We start from the raw sequence: 15,608 nt of genomic DNA, 5'->3' as shown, positions 1-15,608 counted from the left end.
TGGCTTTTTTACTATTGTGTTTTCATACAAAAAGGAGCTGCTGAGCTTCCGGTAATGAAGGGAAAACACCATGTTCGTTTAGTAAAACTCTTCACAATCTTCCTAGCATAATCAATATAAATACCCCTTTTTAAAAATTCACCTCCAAGAACTAGAGGTGGGGATAGGAATCAATTAAACTTTACATAGTCCCCTTCTTTGATTTGATTCTTTTCAAACCATCCAAGATTCACTTCAATTGCATTATAATAAAAAATTCCTGGATCATAGGTAGGGCAATAATCATCTATACAAGGTTCCATATCAAGTATTTTTAGAATTACCCCATATGAATCAAGAAAAGCGATGGATAAAGGGATAAATGTGTTTTTCATCCAAAATCCACCATATGTTTCTTCTGAAAACACAAATAACATCCCCTCATTTTCGGGTAATTTTCCGACAAACATCAAGCCCTTTTCTCTTTTTCTTTGAGTATCTGCAACTTGAACAGTTAAACCAGTTACCTTGTTTCCACTGATTATTTTTATCACTTTTGTTTTAATTCTATTTTTCATGTTCACTCACCTTCGCAGGGAATAGACCTTATTTCAAAAAAAGAAAATGTCAATCTCATGAACTTCTTTTAAAAAGACAGCAACTTTCTTTCCCTGCTTTTAAAGAATAAAAGGGAAGAAAGTTGATCATGAAGCGAATATAGGAAAAAAATAACTAAGCAGGGTCCATTTGACTTCTAATACTCTATTCCATGACTTTTAAATTTAATACCCTGTTTTTATCAAAACCTGCTGTCCGTTTAGCAACTCGAAGGACTGAGTGACGGTTACTCCAGTTCCTTTATGATTTCGCCAAGTCAAGCGGAAAGTGATGGAGACACCGTAGGGAGCCAGATCGGGTTCCAGGTTATATAAATATATCTTTATAACATTACTATGCCATAGTTATATTGGCAGTTTTTTGTTTGAATGTACGATTATGTATGATTTTCAATGTACTTGTCTTACTTTTTAAGACTTTATGGCCTCAACATGAGTGCCGATGAGTATCCTAAAAAAAACCCTCCCTATTTAGCACCTTTCATAAGGCCCATCCTAGGGCCTGTACAACTGTACTACGTAACGTCATACGGTATCAGCAAGGCTACTATCATAGGGGGATTTGGTGGATTGGAATAGTATATTATATGCTCAATATTTCAGTTAGTGTCTAATGGTCATACATATCCGCATAAGCCCCCGATCCCCTGAACATGTTCGGATAAACCCTATTCAGCCACAAAAAACTTAATTCGCCCCGCCGGAATTCTTGATTTTTAAGAAGGGTTTTTATGATGCCGAAAGGATGGGTGCTATCCATTAACGGACAAAAAAAGGTCAGCATTTCTTGAATGCTGACTCTAGGTTTTTATGAAAATCCTCTGAATGAGGGTACTTCTTTAAAGCATTTTATTGATACTTTTCATAAAGTCTGACGTAACGGTGGATAATTTTCCCTGAGCTTCCTTCATCGAGCTTCCTTGAACACCGAAATAAAATTTTATTTTAGGTTCTGTTCCGGAAGGGCGTAAACATACCCATGTCCCATCTTCAAGAAAGTATTTTAATACGTTCGACTTTGGGAGTTTGATGTCCTCTTCCCTATTTGTCCCATACATGTATTTTTTACTGCTGAGATAATCCTCTTGAATCACGACTTGATGACCAGAGATTTGATTTGGTGGATTACTCCGGAATTCATTGAGAATCGCTTGAATTTGCTTCTTACCTTCAATTCCTTTTAAAGTCAACGACCGTAAATCTTCCATATAGTATCCATATTTATCGAATACATCCAGTAAACCTTCGTACATCGTTTTACCTTGCTTTTTGTAATAGGCACAGACTTCCACTGCCAGAATAGTAGCCTGTATGGCATCCTTATCACGAGCAAAATCTTTGATCAAATATCCATAGCTTTCTTCATAGCCAAACAGGAAAGAATGTTCTCCACTTGTCTGGTATTCATTGATTTTTTCTGTAATGTATTTAAATCCAGTTAAAACATCTACAGTTTTTAAACCATTTTGCTCAGAAATCGCCCGTCCTATTTCTGAAGTCACGATGGTCTTTAATACGACTCCATTTTGAGGAAGGGTCCCTTTCTTTTGTTTTTGTGAAATTAAATAATCCAAAAAGAGAGCGCCAGTTTGGTTGCCTGTTAATACGACATAATTTCCAGCATTGTTCTTCACGCTAATTCCAAGCCTATCCGCATCCGGATCGGTGGCAATCAATAAATCAGCATTAACACGGTTCCCCAGCGCAATGGCCAATTCAAAAGCATCATGTTCCTCTGGATTAGGCACTTTAACAGTAGGAAAATGAGCATCAGGCATTTCCTGTTCCTTAACAATATGGACATTTCGATATCCTAGATCATGCAAAGCACGTTTTACTGATTTATTGGCTGTACCATGAAGCGGTGTAAACACGAGCTTTACATCCATTTCATCTGCTAACTTTGAATCTTCCGGAATAGTGAGCAAATGCTCGTTATAAGCAGTATCCAGCTCCTCGCCAATGATTTGAATGAGCCCTCTGTCCTTTAGGGCTTCTTCTTCCTCCACTACAATGGAAAGCTCACTTTCAATCTCGTTCACGTAATTAATGACTTGATCCGCCGCCTCAGGAAGTAGTTGTGCCCCATCTGGACCATACACTTTATACCCATTATATTCAGGCGGATTATGACTTGCTGTAATGACGATCCCTGCAAATGCACGCAGCTTACGTACAGAAAAAGAGAGCTGTGGGGTAGGGCGTAATTCATCAAATACATAAGCTTTGATTCCCTTTGTGGCCAAAGTCTTGGCTGCTTCCAATGCAAATTCGGGAGATTTATGTCTTGAATCGTAAGCAATTACGACTCCTCTGGATTTTGCCTCATTCCCAAACGATTGAATATATTCAGCAAGTCCTAAAGTCGCTTTACGAACAGTATAAATGTTCATCCTATTCGTACCTGGACCCATTTCCCCTCTCATACCACCTGTCCCGAATTCCAAATTTTTATAAAAGGCGTCTTCAAGTGATATTTCATCATCCTTCATTTCTTCAAGCATTAAACGCATTTCATTATTTAAATTGGGATAACTAGTCCAAATAGTATATAAAGACTTCCAGTCCATGAAAATACAGCTCCTCCTGCCTGTATGTTTTTGCTTTGTTTGGCAATTCTTTTTGATCGTAATACACATTGCAAGCGATCAATTGAATATGAAGTCTAACCATCGTTCCTAGAGCATTAGCTCCCTTTTCTCGCCCTTCATCCCGTAACGGACGTGGTAGCATCGCCAAATGCGCTACCTCCAAAGTTGTTGGTTACACTCTAATCATTTTACCTACCAATACTTTGGAAGAGTGTCATTTATTCTTCTTTTCCTTCACGCTCTGCTGTTTCCTAACTTGATTTATTTTTTCTTTTTACTCTTTTCCGTTTTCGTTTTTGTTTTCGATTTCTTTTTCATTTCCTTTTTCTTTTCCGATTCCGCTTTGGTTTTCTTTTTCTTTTCCGTTTCCGTATTCGTATTCTTTTCCGATTCCGCTTTAGTTTCCTTTTTCTTTTCCGTTTCCGTATTCGTATTCTTTTCCGATTCCGCTTTGGTTTTCTTTTTCTTTTCCGTTTCCGTTTCCGTATTCGTATTCTTTCCCGATTCCGCTTTGGTTTTCTTTTTCTTTTCCGTTTCCGTATTCGTATTTTTTTCCGATTCCGCTTTGGTTTTCTTTTTCTTTTCCGTTTCCGTATTCTTTTCCGATTCCGCTTTAGTTTCCTTTTTCTTTTCCGTTTCCGTATTCGTATTCTTTTCCGATTCCGCTTTAGTTTCCTTTTTCTTTTCCGTTTCCGTATTCTTTTCCGATTCCGCTTTAGTTTTCTTTTTCTTTTCCGTTTCCGTATTCGTATTCTTTTCCGATTCCGCTTTGGTTTTCTTTTCCGTTTCCGCTTTCGTTTTCTTTTCCGTTTCCGTTTGCGTATACGTTTTCTTTTCTGTTGCATTTTCTGTTTTCACTGTATTTACAAGAGAATATAGTCTTTGTTGCTCAATAATTTGTTTATTGACATCAAATTTTTCTTCAATGACTTTCCGTGCTCTTTCCGTATAGTCGGTCCAAACATCTGGATTTTCTATAAAGAATTGTATGCCTTTCGCTAACTCCATATCATTTTTTTCTGGCGCTAGGTATCCTGTTCTCTGATGTTCAATTAATTCAGGGATTCCTGCGTGTCGAGTGGAAACGACAGGTACACCGCTAGCCATTGCTTCTTTTAAGGCATTAGGAATACCTTCGATATCACCATTATTAGCTGTCTGACTTGCTAGACAGAAGATATGGGCTTTTTTCAATTCGTCCGAAACCTGTTTTGAATCCATAGCTCCTCTAAGAATCACAACATCTTTAAGGTTATATTCTGCAATGGTGGATTTAATTCGTTTCTCATCTTCACCTGCTCCAATAATATGCAGTCTAGCATTTGGATATTGTGAATAAATGTGTTTAAATGCTTTTATAAGAGTTACAAATCCTTTTTTGTCTACAAGTCTACCTACCGATAGAACTCTTATTTCGCCTACTGTAGGAAGAGTGCGGTTAGCATAGGGGAAAAGATCTAATTCGATACCACCATATAATACATGCATATTCTTAGCCGGAATTCCTAACCTTCTTAATCCTTCTGCAAGATATTGGCATACAGGGTAATAGTGTGCACCATGTTTATTTAAAGCTGAATATCGCTTAGCATTTTTTTTGAAAATTTCCGGTCTGTCCGAACCATCTCGTCCTCTAATGCTAACAATCAAAGGAATATTATATTTTTCACATACAGGCAAAATCTCTTGTCCGTGTGATCCGTGATGAGCATGAATGGCTATGATATCTTGTTCTTCGAAGAACTTTTTTAAATCTTTAATTTTGTTTATATTATAGTAGTTTTCAAAGGGGAATTCTGTACGATCGGTATTGTCGAATGGGCCGATTACGATTGTGCGATAGTTAGTTATTTTTACGATTTGATTATATATAAAACGTTGGTGTGTTTTAATGTTTTCACTTACAAAATAAGCAATGGTTTTCATTCCACCTCAGTCCCTTTAATAAGAAATTTTCTCTTTTCGCGTTCTGCTAAAACTGAAAGTTCATGATATTTGCCTGATTTTTTTAATTTTCCTCGTTCTGCAATTTGTTTCACTTGTTTGTGAAATTCTTGAGGGAACATAGAATCGGCTTTATAAATGTCTTTATATGGCAGATCTTCAGAACAAACTTTAAAGTAGTTTTCAAACAGAGGATTTAATTTGAATAGGGGCTTTTTTGTAGAATTTCGTTTAATGGATGTCATGAGAAAATCTGACAAATTATACTCATTAAGAACTTCCAATGGAGTTTTCATATTTTCAGGATTCAAATTACTTTCTCCTTTTAATAACTTACAAAATTTTTAATTTATCTTTTTCACTTGCATTATTCGTCCATATACCCGCTCTATGGTTTTGGGTTTTTACATATTAAACTTTAAATTTATTGATTATTGATCAGTGCTGCCTAATATGCACATTGAAGTTTAACAACACCTATTTTTCACTTACACCCATGACTAGTAATATTTCCTCAAGGCTGGACTTCAAAAGAGATTCCTACTTTTATTTTTTATCGATTAATATCCCATTTGGTAAAACTCACTGTTTCTTTTTCCTTATTTATTGTACTTTTTGTACCAATTTACAAAATGAGCTAAACCTTCTTCTATTGTTGTTGAAGGATGGAACCCCACATCAGCATGTAAATCGGCAATATCTGCATATGTCTCCTTAACATCCCCCGGTTGCATTGGTAAGAATTCTACTTTTGCCTTTTTGCCAATTAGTTTTTCTAATGTGTTAATGAAATCCATTAATTTTATAGGTTTATTGTTACCGATATTATAAATTTTGTATGGGGCATAGCTTGAACTTGAATCAGGGTTAGCTCTGTCCCATCCAATAGTATGAATCGGTTGTTTATCAAGTAACCGGACTATTCCTTCAACAATATCATCAATATAAGTGAAGTCTCTTCTCATATCTCCATTATTAAAAACCTTTATTGTATTCTCTTCGATAATATTTTTAGTAAAAGAATAATAAGCCATATCAGGTCTTCCCCATGGGCCATACACTGTAAAGAAACGAAGTCCTGTGGTTGGAATATTATATAAATGACTATACGTATGAGCCATTAATTCATTAGCCTTTTTAGTGGCAGCGTATAAACTTACTGGATGATCCACTGGGTCTTTGGTTGAGAAAGGGATATTAGTATTTGCTCCATATACAGAACTAGAGGATGCATAAATTAAGTGCTTTACGTTATTGTGTCGACAAACCTCCAAGATATTGACAAACCCAACAAGGTTGGAATTAACATAAGAATCCGGATTTTCTATGCTATAACGTACTCCAGCCTGGGCTGCTAAGTTAATGACTATATCAATGGTTCTGTCTTTGAATAATTGATTTAATTTTTCTTTGTTTGACAAATCCACTTTGTGGAATTCAAAATCAGGGTTTTCTTCTAATATCTTCAGTCGATTGTTTTTTAAAATAACATCATAATAATCATTAATATTGTCTACTCCAATAACCTTGTTATCTAGGGCTAACAAACGTTTTGTTAAATGGAAACCAATGAATCCTGCTGCCCCTGTTACTAAAATGTTCATAGCATTAATTTCAATCCTTTCTATTACATTAGGATTCTGACACTTTTTAGGAAAACTGGCTACATTATTTATAAAGTGTGATACTTTCGATTCTTTACACCAACAGAAAAGAATTCATGACGGATAAAAAGAGGAAATAAACTCAAAATTCTCATTGGAGAGAGACTTACGTTTTATTCGTAAACCACTAATGTCATGCTATCTTTTTCGCTTTAAGCCTCATGAGTTATTCTCTCTTATACCCGCTGTGAATTAGCACTTACGTAAGTGAGTTAATGCTAAAACCTTTTTGGAAACCGGTGAATGCGAAATCATCATCGGTTTTTTATATGCTCGGTTACGGTTAGATAACTATGACTATACAAGGGTATTTTCATTTTCATCTAATGGGATTGGTGTTTTTGTCCATTCAGCATACGTATCTGGATCTATCGCCTTTACTTGTTCTAAAAAGGCATCTAAAAAATTTCTTTCCCGCAGGTCTTTAAATAACTCGAGAGGTCTTTTTTGTTCACGTGAAAAAGAGTACACATGGTCGACTAATTTAAAACCATTCTTGGTTATAATGATATGTCGTAATGGGGCATCAATTTGTTTGAAACCTGATTTTTCCATTGTTTTCAATATATAGAGTAACCGTTTTGTGATGTCCTCAGAAAGTACAGATTGTTTTTTAAGAAACGTATTTAAATCTGGTCCTAATAGATATTCCATTAAAATATAATTGGGTCCTGTTTCAAAGACTTTCGGGATAAAGGGCAAGTCTTGACTTGATAAAAGGACCATTTTTTCCTGATTTGCATGTTCAGTTTTTCCATAAAGTTTGACGCAAGTCTCTTCAGACACTCGATAAACAGCACCTTGATGCCCTTTTCCAATGAGGGTTTGTGTTATGGCGCTATCCACTTTCACTCCATTACCTGAACCTCCTGAGTGGACTGGAATATTTCTAAAGTCCAAACTATTTTGATTGAAATAATCCTCCCACTCATTGAAGGTGTCCGGTTCAAGCTTTTTCACTTGAGCTAGGAACGAGTCCTTTAAAAGGATTATTTTCAAATCTCTTAATAATTTTAATGGTACAGGGTGTATCCTTTTGAAGGAATTCACATGGTCAATCACCTTAAGTTCCTCATTACCGACGACAAAAATATGGCGTAGAGGGGCATCTATCATGGTGAACTTTGCTTGTTTTAATTCCTTTAATATATAGAGAAGTTTCTTTACTATAGAATCAGGGATATACGTACAATTTCTCAGATATTCTTTTAAGGTCGGGGCATTAAAATATTCCATGACTATATAGTTTGGTCCTGTATCATATATCAAAGGCATAAAGGGTAGATGTTTTCCAGCTGCAAGAGCTTCTTCCTCCATTTTCGCTTGTACTGGGTCTGAATAGATTTTTACACATTTATCTTCTGAAAGTTGAAAAACTGCACCTTGAGCTCCCATTCCAATCAGCGGATAGCTTGTTGGATTGTGAATTTCCAAAGATTTTTCACCTTTGGTAACAGTAATGGTTTTAAAGTCCTCCATGATCTCCTCCTAACTGCTCATCTATGGCCTGCTGTTGAAATTTTTGAATTTTATAAAGGGCCTTTTTTACTTTTTCGGCTTTCTGAGCCTTTTTTTCTTTTTTACGAAAAGCTATTTTTTCATCTTGATCCTTAGCTCCCTGTTGAACTTTAGCTTCTTTTTCTTTTTTAATAGATGTTACAAGTTCATCTTTGACTTTATCATTAGTCTGCTGTTGTAGCTGCTGAAGCTGCGGAAACTGTTTAAGTTGTTGTAACTGTGGAAGTCCTTGAAGCTGTTGAAGCTGTTGCATATAAATAAGGGCTTTTTCGGCTAATTCGGCTTTTTTTCCAGGCGCTATCCTTTCGCCATCATACTTACCTTGCTGTTGAGACTGTGGAGTCTCCTTAAGGACTTTTTTATCTTCTTGGCGCGGTGTTACTAAATATCGTTTACCTACTTTATAAGGGGCTACAAGTTCATCATAAAATTCAGCTTGTTGTTGAAGTTGTTGGGCGAGGTTAAAGTTTTGTTCTACTTTTTGACGAGCCGCTACTGTATATGTTTCCCATATCTCTCTGTTCGTCAGCATAAATTCAAGAGCATCTGCCAGTTCATCTACATTGTTTTCTTGTACTAAAACCCCTTCTTTGTTATTAGTTATTAATTCAGGGATGCCGGCATGATTGGTCGAAATCACTGGTACTCCAATCGCCATAGCTTCTTTTAATGTATTAGGTATACCTTCTACATCTCCATCGGCAGCTTCTAAGCTCGCGGCGCAAAATATATCTGCATTGGTCATTTGTTCTCGAACTTGATCTTTAGGGAGATGGTTTAATAGGCGAAAAGAGTCTCCTAAATTAAGTTGATTTGCCAATGAAATGAGATATTCTTCAAGCCCCCCTCTACCGATAATCGTCAAGGTTGCATTTGGAAATTTACCTCTGATTTTTTGGAAAGCTTGCATTAAGATGTGATGTCCTTTTTTTTCCACCAACCTACCGATGGATAGAATGTTTTGAGAATTCCCTTTATGTGGTGCCCGGTATTTGAATTCGTTAAGGTCAACGCCCCCATATAGCACTCTAATTTTTTCTGAAGGACAACCCCAAGCAATTAACCTATCTGCTAAATACTGACAAACTGGAAAAAAACGCTCCCCTCGATCAAATAGCATTTTCATGTTATCTAGATAGCCAATGGGCTGATTAGCCAGGGTTGCATCCCTGCCTCTAATACTTGTTACCAACGGAAGGTTTGTTTCCTCTTTAAAAGGAAGTAATAACATCCCTAATTGGCCATGATGAGCATGTAATAGGGAGATATTATTTCTTTTGACATATTCTTTTGGTGAGAAAACTTCATTGAGATAATGAACCTTCTCATTTAAAAGGGAAAGATCTAACATATACTTAGGTTGTCGTACCATATGAATATAATCATAATCAGGAACTTCTCGAATCTGTGAGATATATTGGGTCGGATCAACTCTTAAATTCAAATGCATAACTGTGTGCAAATAAATGATCTCCTTTCATGCATAGTAAGCAAATTTCCTGGACCTTTTCAAGTATATTATGCAGGACTCCCTAGGTACGTATGGACTAATAACATACAGTAAAGCTAAATGACAGAGAGTATGCGTTTGTCTAATACAAAGGGGGATTTAAGTAGGTGCCATGACACAAGATCATTTACAAACAATGATAATAAAACAACATGTTATAGTTGATGTTAATCTAAGGTTTTAATCGTCGATGATGATTTTTCTTATATTTAAGAATATAAAAAAGCACCCAAGATACGATCAAAGGTGCTGCATTGCCAGTTTGAACCTAATATACGTTTACAACATGTCTGAGTTAAAGAAGTGTTAGAAAATTTTTTTCGCTTTATGTCATTCCAATAACAATTGCTGGTCTTCCTATTGGGTAATATTCAATTTTCTTGCACGCCCTGATTCGATCTTCTTCAAGACAATTTCTACCATCAAAAACGATTGGCCGTCTCATTGTTGTCATCAATGTTTTCAAATCTAAAAGTCTAAACTCTTTCCATTCGGTAACAATGAATACAGCATCCGCATTCACTGCCGCTTCGCGGACTGTGCTTGCAAACCTGATTGTATCCCCTAATATGTTCTTCGCATTATCCACTGCAACCGGATCATAAGCTACCACTTCTGCTCCAAGTTTGGTTAATGAACGCGCAATTTTGATTGATGGAGCTTCCCTCATGTCGTCTGTCTCTGGCTTGAAAGCGAGACCAAGCATTGCAACTTTTTTCCCTTTTAAATCTCCTAAGAGATTTATCGCTTTGGTTACAAGGAGCTCCTGCTGAAAATCATTGATCGCTACTGTTTCTTTTAACAGGGAAAAATGTACTCCATTTAAATTGGCAGTATGAAGCAACGCTTTAACATCCTTTGGAAAACAAGATCCTCCATAACCAATGCCGGGCTGTAAAAAAGCTTCTCCGATCCTTTTATCTTTTCCCATTCCCGTTGCTACATCTTTAACATCTGCCCCCACTACTCCGCATAAATTGGCAACTTCATTGATAAAGCTAATCTTGGTCGCCAAAAAGGCATTAGATGCGTACTTAATCATTTCCGCACTTCGAATGCTTGTTAGTATAAATGGTACATTTAATGGACGATACATTTCTTGTACTTTCTTAGCAGCCTCATCATCTTCAGAACCGATTATGATTCGATCTGCTTGCATCGTATCCATGACGGCAGACCCTTGTCTTAAAAATTCAGGATTTGATACCATATTAAAGGTGACACTTTCGTTACAATGTTCTTCAATGATGCTTTTAATAAAATCATTCGTACCAACAGGCACAGTACTCTTTATAACGACTACTGAACTCTGTACCAGGTTCGCAGCAATATCCTTCGCGGCCTGCACAATATAAGATAAATCTGCTCCCCCATCCTCCATTTGCGGTGTTCCTACGGCAATGATGATAATCTCGGCACCATTTAGCGCTTCTCGATGAGATGTAGTAAATAGCAGTCTACCCGCTGCAGCATTTTGAATAAGCAAATTCTCCAGACCAGGTTCATATATTGGAGAAATCCCTTGACGTAGGCTTTTAATTTTCTGTTCATCTGTATCGATACAAATGACATTATGACCTATTTCTGACAAACAAACACCAGTGGACAGCCCGACATAACCTGTACCCAAAACAGCTATTTTCATATCATTCAAGCTCTCTCTTTATAATTTGGAGGTTTTCTTTCTTATTTACATCCCTTAAATAGGAAAGTACCTCGTCTCTTATATCATCCCTGCGCAAAGCAAAGTCTATTGTTGCCTTAATGAATCCAACTTTATCACCAATATCATATCGGTTTCCCTCAAAGTTATATGCTAATACAGCCTGCTGTTTATTTAGCTCATTAATGGCATCAGTAAGTTGTAATTCATTACCATGTCCAACCGGAAGCTTGGAAAGCGTTTCAAAAATCTCGGGTCTAAAAACATAACGCCCCATTATCGCATATCTGGAAGGCGCCTCTTCCCTTTTCGGTTTTTCCACCAAAGAATCTATATGAAAAAGGTTTGGCTCAATCATTGTCCCTTTTGGCTTAATAATTCCATATTTACTGACATCCTTTTCCGGAACATTCTGAACAGCTACGACTGAACTGTTGCAATACTCAAAAACACTGATGATTTGTTTCAGACAGGGTGTTTTAGACATAACGATGTCATCCCCTAACAAAACGGCAAAAGGTTCATTTCCAATGAAGCTTTTAGCACAGAGAATTGCATGTCCTAGCCCCATCGGTTCCTTTTGGCGGACATAATAGATATTTGCCAAGCTGGATATTTTCTGAACTTCCTCTAAAATATCGAGCTGATTTTTTCTTAAAAGTGCATCTTCCAACTCATAGGATTTATCAAAATGATCCTCTATTGATCTTTTTCCTCTACCGATTATGATAATTATTTCCTCTATGCCCGAAGCTACTGCTTCTTCAACAATATATTGAATCGTTGGTTTATCAACAATCGGCAGCATTTCCTTAGCCTGAGCTTTTGTAGCAGGCAAAAATCGGGTCCCTAGACCTGCGGCCGGAATAACGGCCTTTCGGATTTTCATAAGCTGCCTCCCTTTTGTCATTCATTAATCCTTTATATGCAATAGGACAACTTACGGTCTAGTTAGTAGCCCAATTCGTCCATTTTTATTTAACAGGGGCCAGTAGGCTATATATGGAAGAACTCCAATCTGGCTGTGGCCGGGCCCCGCATCCTGTCGGTTAGTGCCCTTTAAAACCTGCATTACACTTTTTATGTAATGGAGGTTGAAATGATCGATATACGGTTTGGATTAACTACTGTAGAGCTTTTTCCGGTACAGTAGCCTAACCGATTTCCCTTTCTCTTACTTTGCAAAACTCCATCGCAGGATCAGTTTTTTGTTTAATTTTAAAGGCTCTTTTCGTAAAGGTTGTTGTTTTTAAAACGAAACTATCTAAGGTTGATTGGAGCGGAAGTGCGAGACTCCTGCGGGAGTGGCGGGACAGGTGAAGACCCCACAGGCGTTTACGCCGAGGGGGCTCACCGCCCGCACCAAGGAAAGCGAGCATCTGGAGGGGAAATCAACCACACCTCACTACTTGGTAAATAGCAACAAAGTATGTGAAAACAGCCATTTTAAAATATATGACGGACTGTATTCATGATTTTGAGGTGGGAATTTTCAAATGAAAGGGGAGGTTTTTTTAACCCCATCCATTTTTAATAAGAATTCGATCTATGTTGAATGGATATAGTTAAGGAATTTCACTCCTAAAGCAACAACACTTATCATCCTTTTAGAGGCTAATGCAACACTTTTACTTTCTCGGTACGTGAAGAGCAAAACTTAGCATATTGGATATAATTCTAATGAATCATTTCGCTCCATTTGCAACCTTCGTCTAGTTTCGACGTATGGCAACTACTGTGCACTGAAATCCGATGGAAATGAACTTGTTTTCAAATAAAGAAGAAGAGGCTTTAACAGCCTCTTCTTCTTTATTGAGTTTCATCTTCATTTTTATTACCAATACTGCTATTTGCTATAAACATCGCAATTTGCGCCTTTTTTTCTACATCTAAATCAAGGGTATCGATTATGCTAAAAGGTGATTTTAATAAGGGGGGGTGTGGTTGTGCAATCTTCGTTATTTCTTGCAAGATTTTATCTGAAGTTTGATCTTGTTGTTTAATTAACTGATTCTGAAGTTGAATCTGAAGTTCCTTCTGTTGTTCTTCTTGGTGTTGGAGTTGGTCTTGAATTTTTTCTAGTGGCAGTGAACGCTTCGATATTTCGTGTAAGACTTTATCTAAATGCTCATCTTGTTGTTTAGATAATTTATTCTGGAGTTGAACCTGAAGATCCTTCTGTTTTTGTTCTTGGAGTTGGAGTTGGTCTTGAATTTTTTCCAGTGGTTGTGAAATCTTCGTTATTTCTTGTAAGATTTTATTTAAAGTATCATTTTGTTGTTTAATTAATTGATTCTGAAGTTGAACCTGAAGATCCTTCTGTTTTTGTTCTTGGAGTTGGAGTTGGCCTTGAATATTTTCTAATATATGGTTATATTTTTTCCTGTTGTCTTCCTTGTGATTATCTGTTTGATCATTTTTACCCATTAGGTTCCCACCCTTTTCACTATTTATTGGTTATGGAGGCACATTTGTATTACATATTGTGTAGTTGGAAAAATCGTCTTCCCAATTGAAATTACTTTCACCTTTTTATGTTTCAAATAACTTTTGTTGCAGAATCAGTATATGGACAATCGGAGATAGGCTATTTCACTATTTCTTAGTATTGTCGACATGATTGTGTTGCCGTTGCCGATCATAATGATAGCAATGTACTTGTAATTTATTGTGTCGGGACAACAACTGATCCATCGTAATCATTCCGGTCTATACTTCAAGAGTAATGGAAGCCCAAAAAATGGTACAGTTTAAGCAGTCTTAATCTAAATGTTTGGTATCAAATTTAGGGATGTTTGAAAATGATTCACCTCATTTTAGTTTAGGAAACCATACATGTGGTTTCCGATTTTCTTATTTGCATAGACAGATCTTTCATAGATAAATAACCATCACTTTCTTTCTATAGTTATTCAACACGCCTTTGAATGACTGAGCGTTTGTCATGTGTAGACGTTAAACTTATACATCATCAAAAAAAAAAATAAAAAAACCACTTTAATAAGGAAAAATCGTTATCTGGTTGTAAAAATGGTTTTACGAATATTGTAATTTGTCCTAATAAATGCCGAACGTGCACTTTTAGGAACGGGAGAAATAATGCATTTCCGCCCATATTGCGAATTTTAGAGTCTGGAGAATTCCAAACTAAAAAGTCGAACTCCTTTATGTTTAGGGTTCGACTTTCCTCTGTTGAATTTCCCTGCTTGTACAACATAATTGGTTTTGTAGGGCACTTTTAGCGATACTGGCCAGCCCAAAATTTCGCATATTCTCATTTATACCGGTTTGGTTTCCTATATCGCATTGAAGTCGATATTTTTTTGCCATTCTTCATACGATTCAGGATCGATTTTCTTTGCTTGTTTCAGGAAAGTATCCAATAACCCCAATTTCTTTAAATCACGAAACATCTTTGGATTATATGGATCATTCATTGTGAGGCCATCTGAATGATCGATTGCTTTCAGCACATTTCCCTTTGTTACAACAAAATGTCCGATTGAGGTCTTGATTCTAATAAATCCAACTCTCTTCAGTTCCTTTCGAATCATTATGATTTGTTCTGTAATCGATTCGGGAATATCTTGCTTCCCTTTCAAAAAATCTTTTAGATTAGGACCTTTTAAATATTCCATAATTACATAGTTTGGTCCGACTTCATATAACCTCGGAACAATATGAGTATCCTTAGCTGCTTCAAGTGCTTTCCCCTCTTTAGTTGCTGCATTTGGATTGACATAGATTTTTACGCAAATATCTTCATCAAGCTGAAAAACTGCACCTTGACTTCCTGCCCCAATTAGTTTTAATGTGGTTGGATTATGAATAAGAAGTTCCTTTTTACCGTTCTTTTCAATTCTTTCAACCCTAATTAATTTAAAATCATTCATCTGATCTAACACCTCTTTGCTGCTTATTAATAACCATAATATCTATACTATGAAATCATCGAATAGTTGCTTTAGGATAATAACACTTTTTCATAAAATTAAGTCATACCTTCTTTTATTGAGTTCTTAAGGAAAGCCTTTCCTAGCATTTCTTCAGATTCTTATGCTCATACACATACAAATAAGAATTTTACAAAAAACAAACAAATATATGTACTTGTCCGTTTCA

Annotated in this window: 12 protein-coding genes; all 12 read right to left on the bottom strand. The window is 36.5% G+C overall.

Annotated features, from left to right (window positions below):
- Positions 1–170: 170 nt before the first annotated feature.
- Positions 171–557: a DUF192 domain-containing protein gene (locus AC2YHV_RS20700; protein WP_487373974.1), complete on the bottom strand. Its 387-nt coding sequence runs from the start codon at positions 555–557 to the stop codon at positions 171–173.
- 878 nt (positions 558–1,435) lie between these two features.
- Positions 1,436–3,166: a phospho-sugar mutase gene (locus tag AC2YHV_RS20695; protein ID WP_487373973.1), complete on the bottom strand. Its 1,731-nt coding sequence runs from the start codon at positions 3,164–3,166 to the stop codon at positions 1,436–1,438.
- On the bottom strand, positions 3,132–3,335 hold the full coding sequence (locus AC2YHV_RS20690) for a hypothetical protein (protein ID WP_487373972.1): 204 nt from the start codon (positions 3,333–3,335) through the stop codon (positions 3,132–3,134). The genes AC2YHV_RS20695 and AC2YHV_RS20690 overlap by 35 nt, the downstream gene beginning before the upstream one ends.
- A 113-nt stretch (positions 3,336–3,448) precedes the next feature.
- A complete protein-coding gene (locus AC2YHV_RS20685; protein ID WP_487373971.1) occupies positions 3,449–5,113 on the bottom strand; it encodes a glycosyltransferase in 1,665 nt (554 codons plus the stop codon).
- A complete protein-coding gene (locus AC2YHV_RS20680) occupies positions 5,110–5,442 on the bottom strand; it encodes a hypothetical protein (RefSeq protein ID WP_487373970.1) in 333 nt (110 codons plus the stop codon). Before AC2YHV_RS20680 ends, AC2YHV_RS20685 begins: the two co-directional genes overlap by 4 nt.
- 288 nt (positions 5,443–5,730) lie before the next feature.
- Positions 5,731–6,735: an NAD-dependent epimerase gene (locus tag AC2YHV_RS20675; RefSeq protein WP_487373969.1), complete on the bottom strand. Its 1,005-nt coding sequence runs from the start codon at positions 6,733–6,735 to the stop codon at positions 5,731–5,733.
- A gap of 357 nt (positions 6,736–7,092) precedes the next feature.
- Positions 7,093–8,274 carry a hypothetical protein gene (locus AC2YHV_RS20670; protein ID WP_427524820.1) on the bottom strand — a complete coding sequence of 394 codons (1,182 nt, stop codon included), beginning with the start codon at positions 8,272–8,274 and terminating at the stop codon, positions 7,093–7,095.
- Positions 8,261–9,775 carry a glycosyltransferase gene (locus AC2YHV_RS20665; protein WP_487373968.1) on the bottom strand — a complete coding sequence of 505 codons (1,515 nt, stop codon included), beginning with the start codon at positions 9,773–9,775 and terminating at the stop codon, positions 8,261–8,263. The genes AC2YHV_RS20670 and AC2YHV_RS20665 overlap by 14 nt, the downstream gene beginning before the upstream one ends.
- 373 nt (positions 9,776–10,148) lie before the next feature.
- On the bottom strand, positions 10,149–11,468 hold the full coding sequence (locus AC2YHV_RS20660) for a UDP-glucose dehydrogenase family protein (protein ID WP_487373967.1): 1,320 nt from the start codon (positions 11,466–11,468) through the stop codon (positions 10,149–10,151).
- Between the two features lies 1 nt (position 11,469).
- Positions 11,470–12,375: a UTP--glucose-1-phosphate uridylyltransferase GalU gene (galU, locus tag AC2YHV_RS20655; protein WP_487373966.1), complete on the bottom strand. Its 906-nt coding sequence runs from the start codon at positions 12,373–12,375 to the stop codon at positions 11,470–11,472.
- Between the two features lie 920 nt (positions 12,376–13,295).
- Positions 13,296–13,913 (bottom strand): hypothetical protein, encoded by a 618-nt coding sequence (locus tag AC2YHV_RS20650; protein ID WP_487373965.1) that lies wholly within the window; start codon positions 13,911–13,913, stop codon positions 13,296–13,298.
- 869 nt (positions 13,914–14,782) lie between these two features.
- Positions 14,783–15,379, bottom strand: coding sequence for a hypothetical protein (locus AC2YHV_RS20645; protein WP_052137250.1), 597 nt, complete (start codon positions 15,377–15,379; stop codon positions 14,783–14,785).
- Positions 15,380–15,608 lie beyond the last annotated feature (229 nt).

It is taken from the genome of Peribacillus sp. SRI_006, from assembly GCF_057586375.1.
Note: the sequence above shows the minus strand (reverse complement) of the source record. Positions and strands in the feature narration are given on the sequence as shown.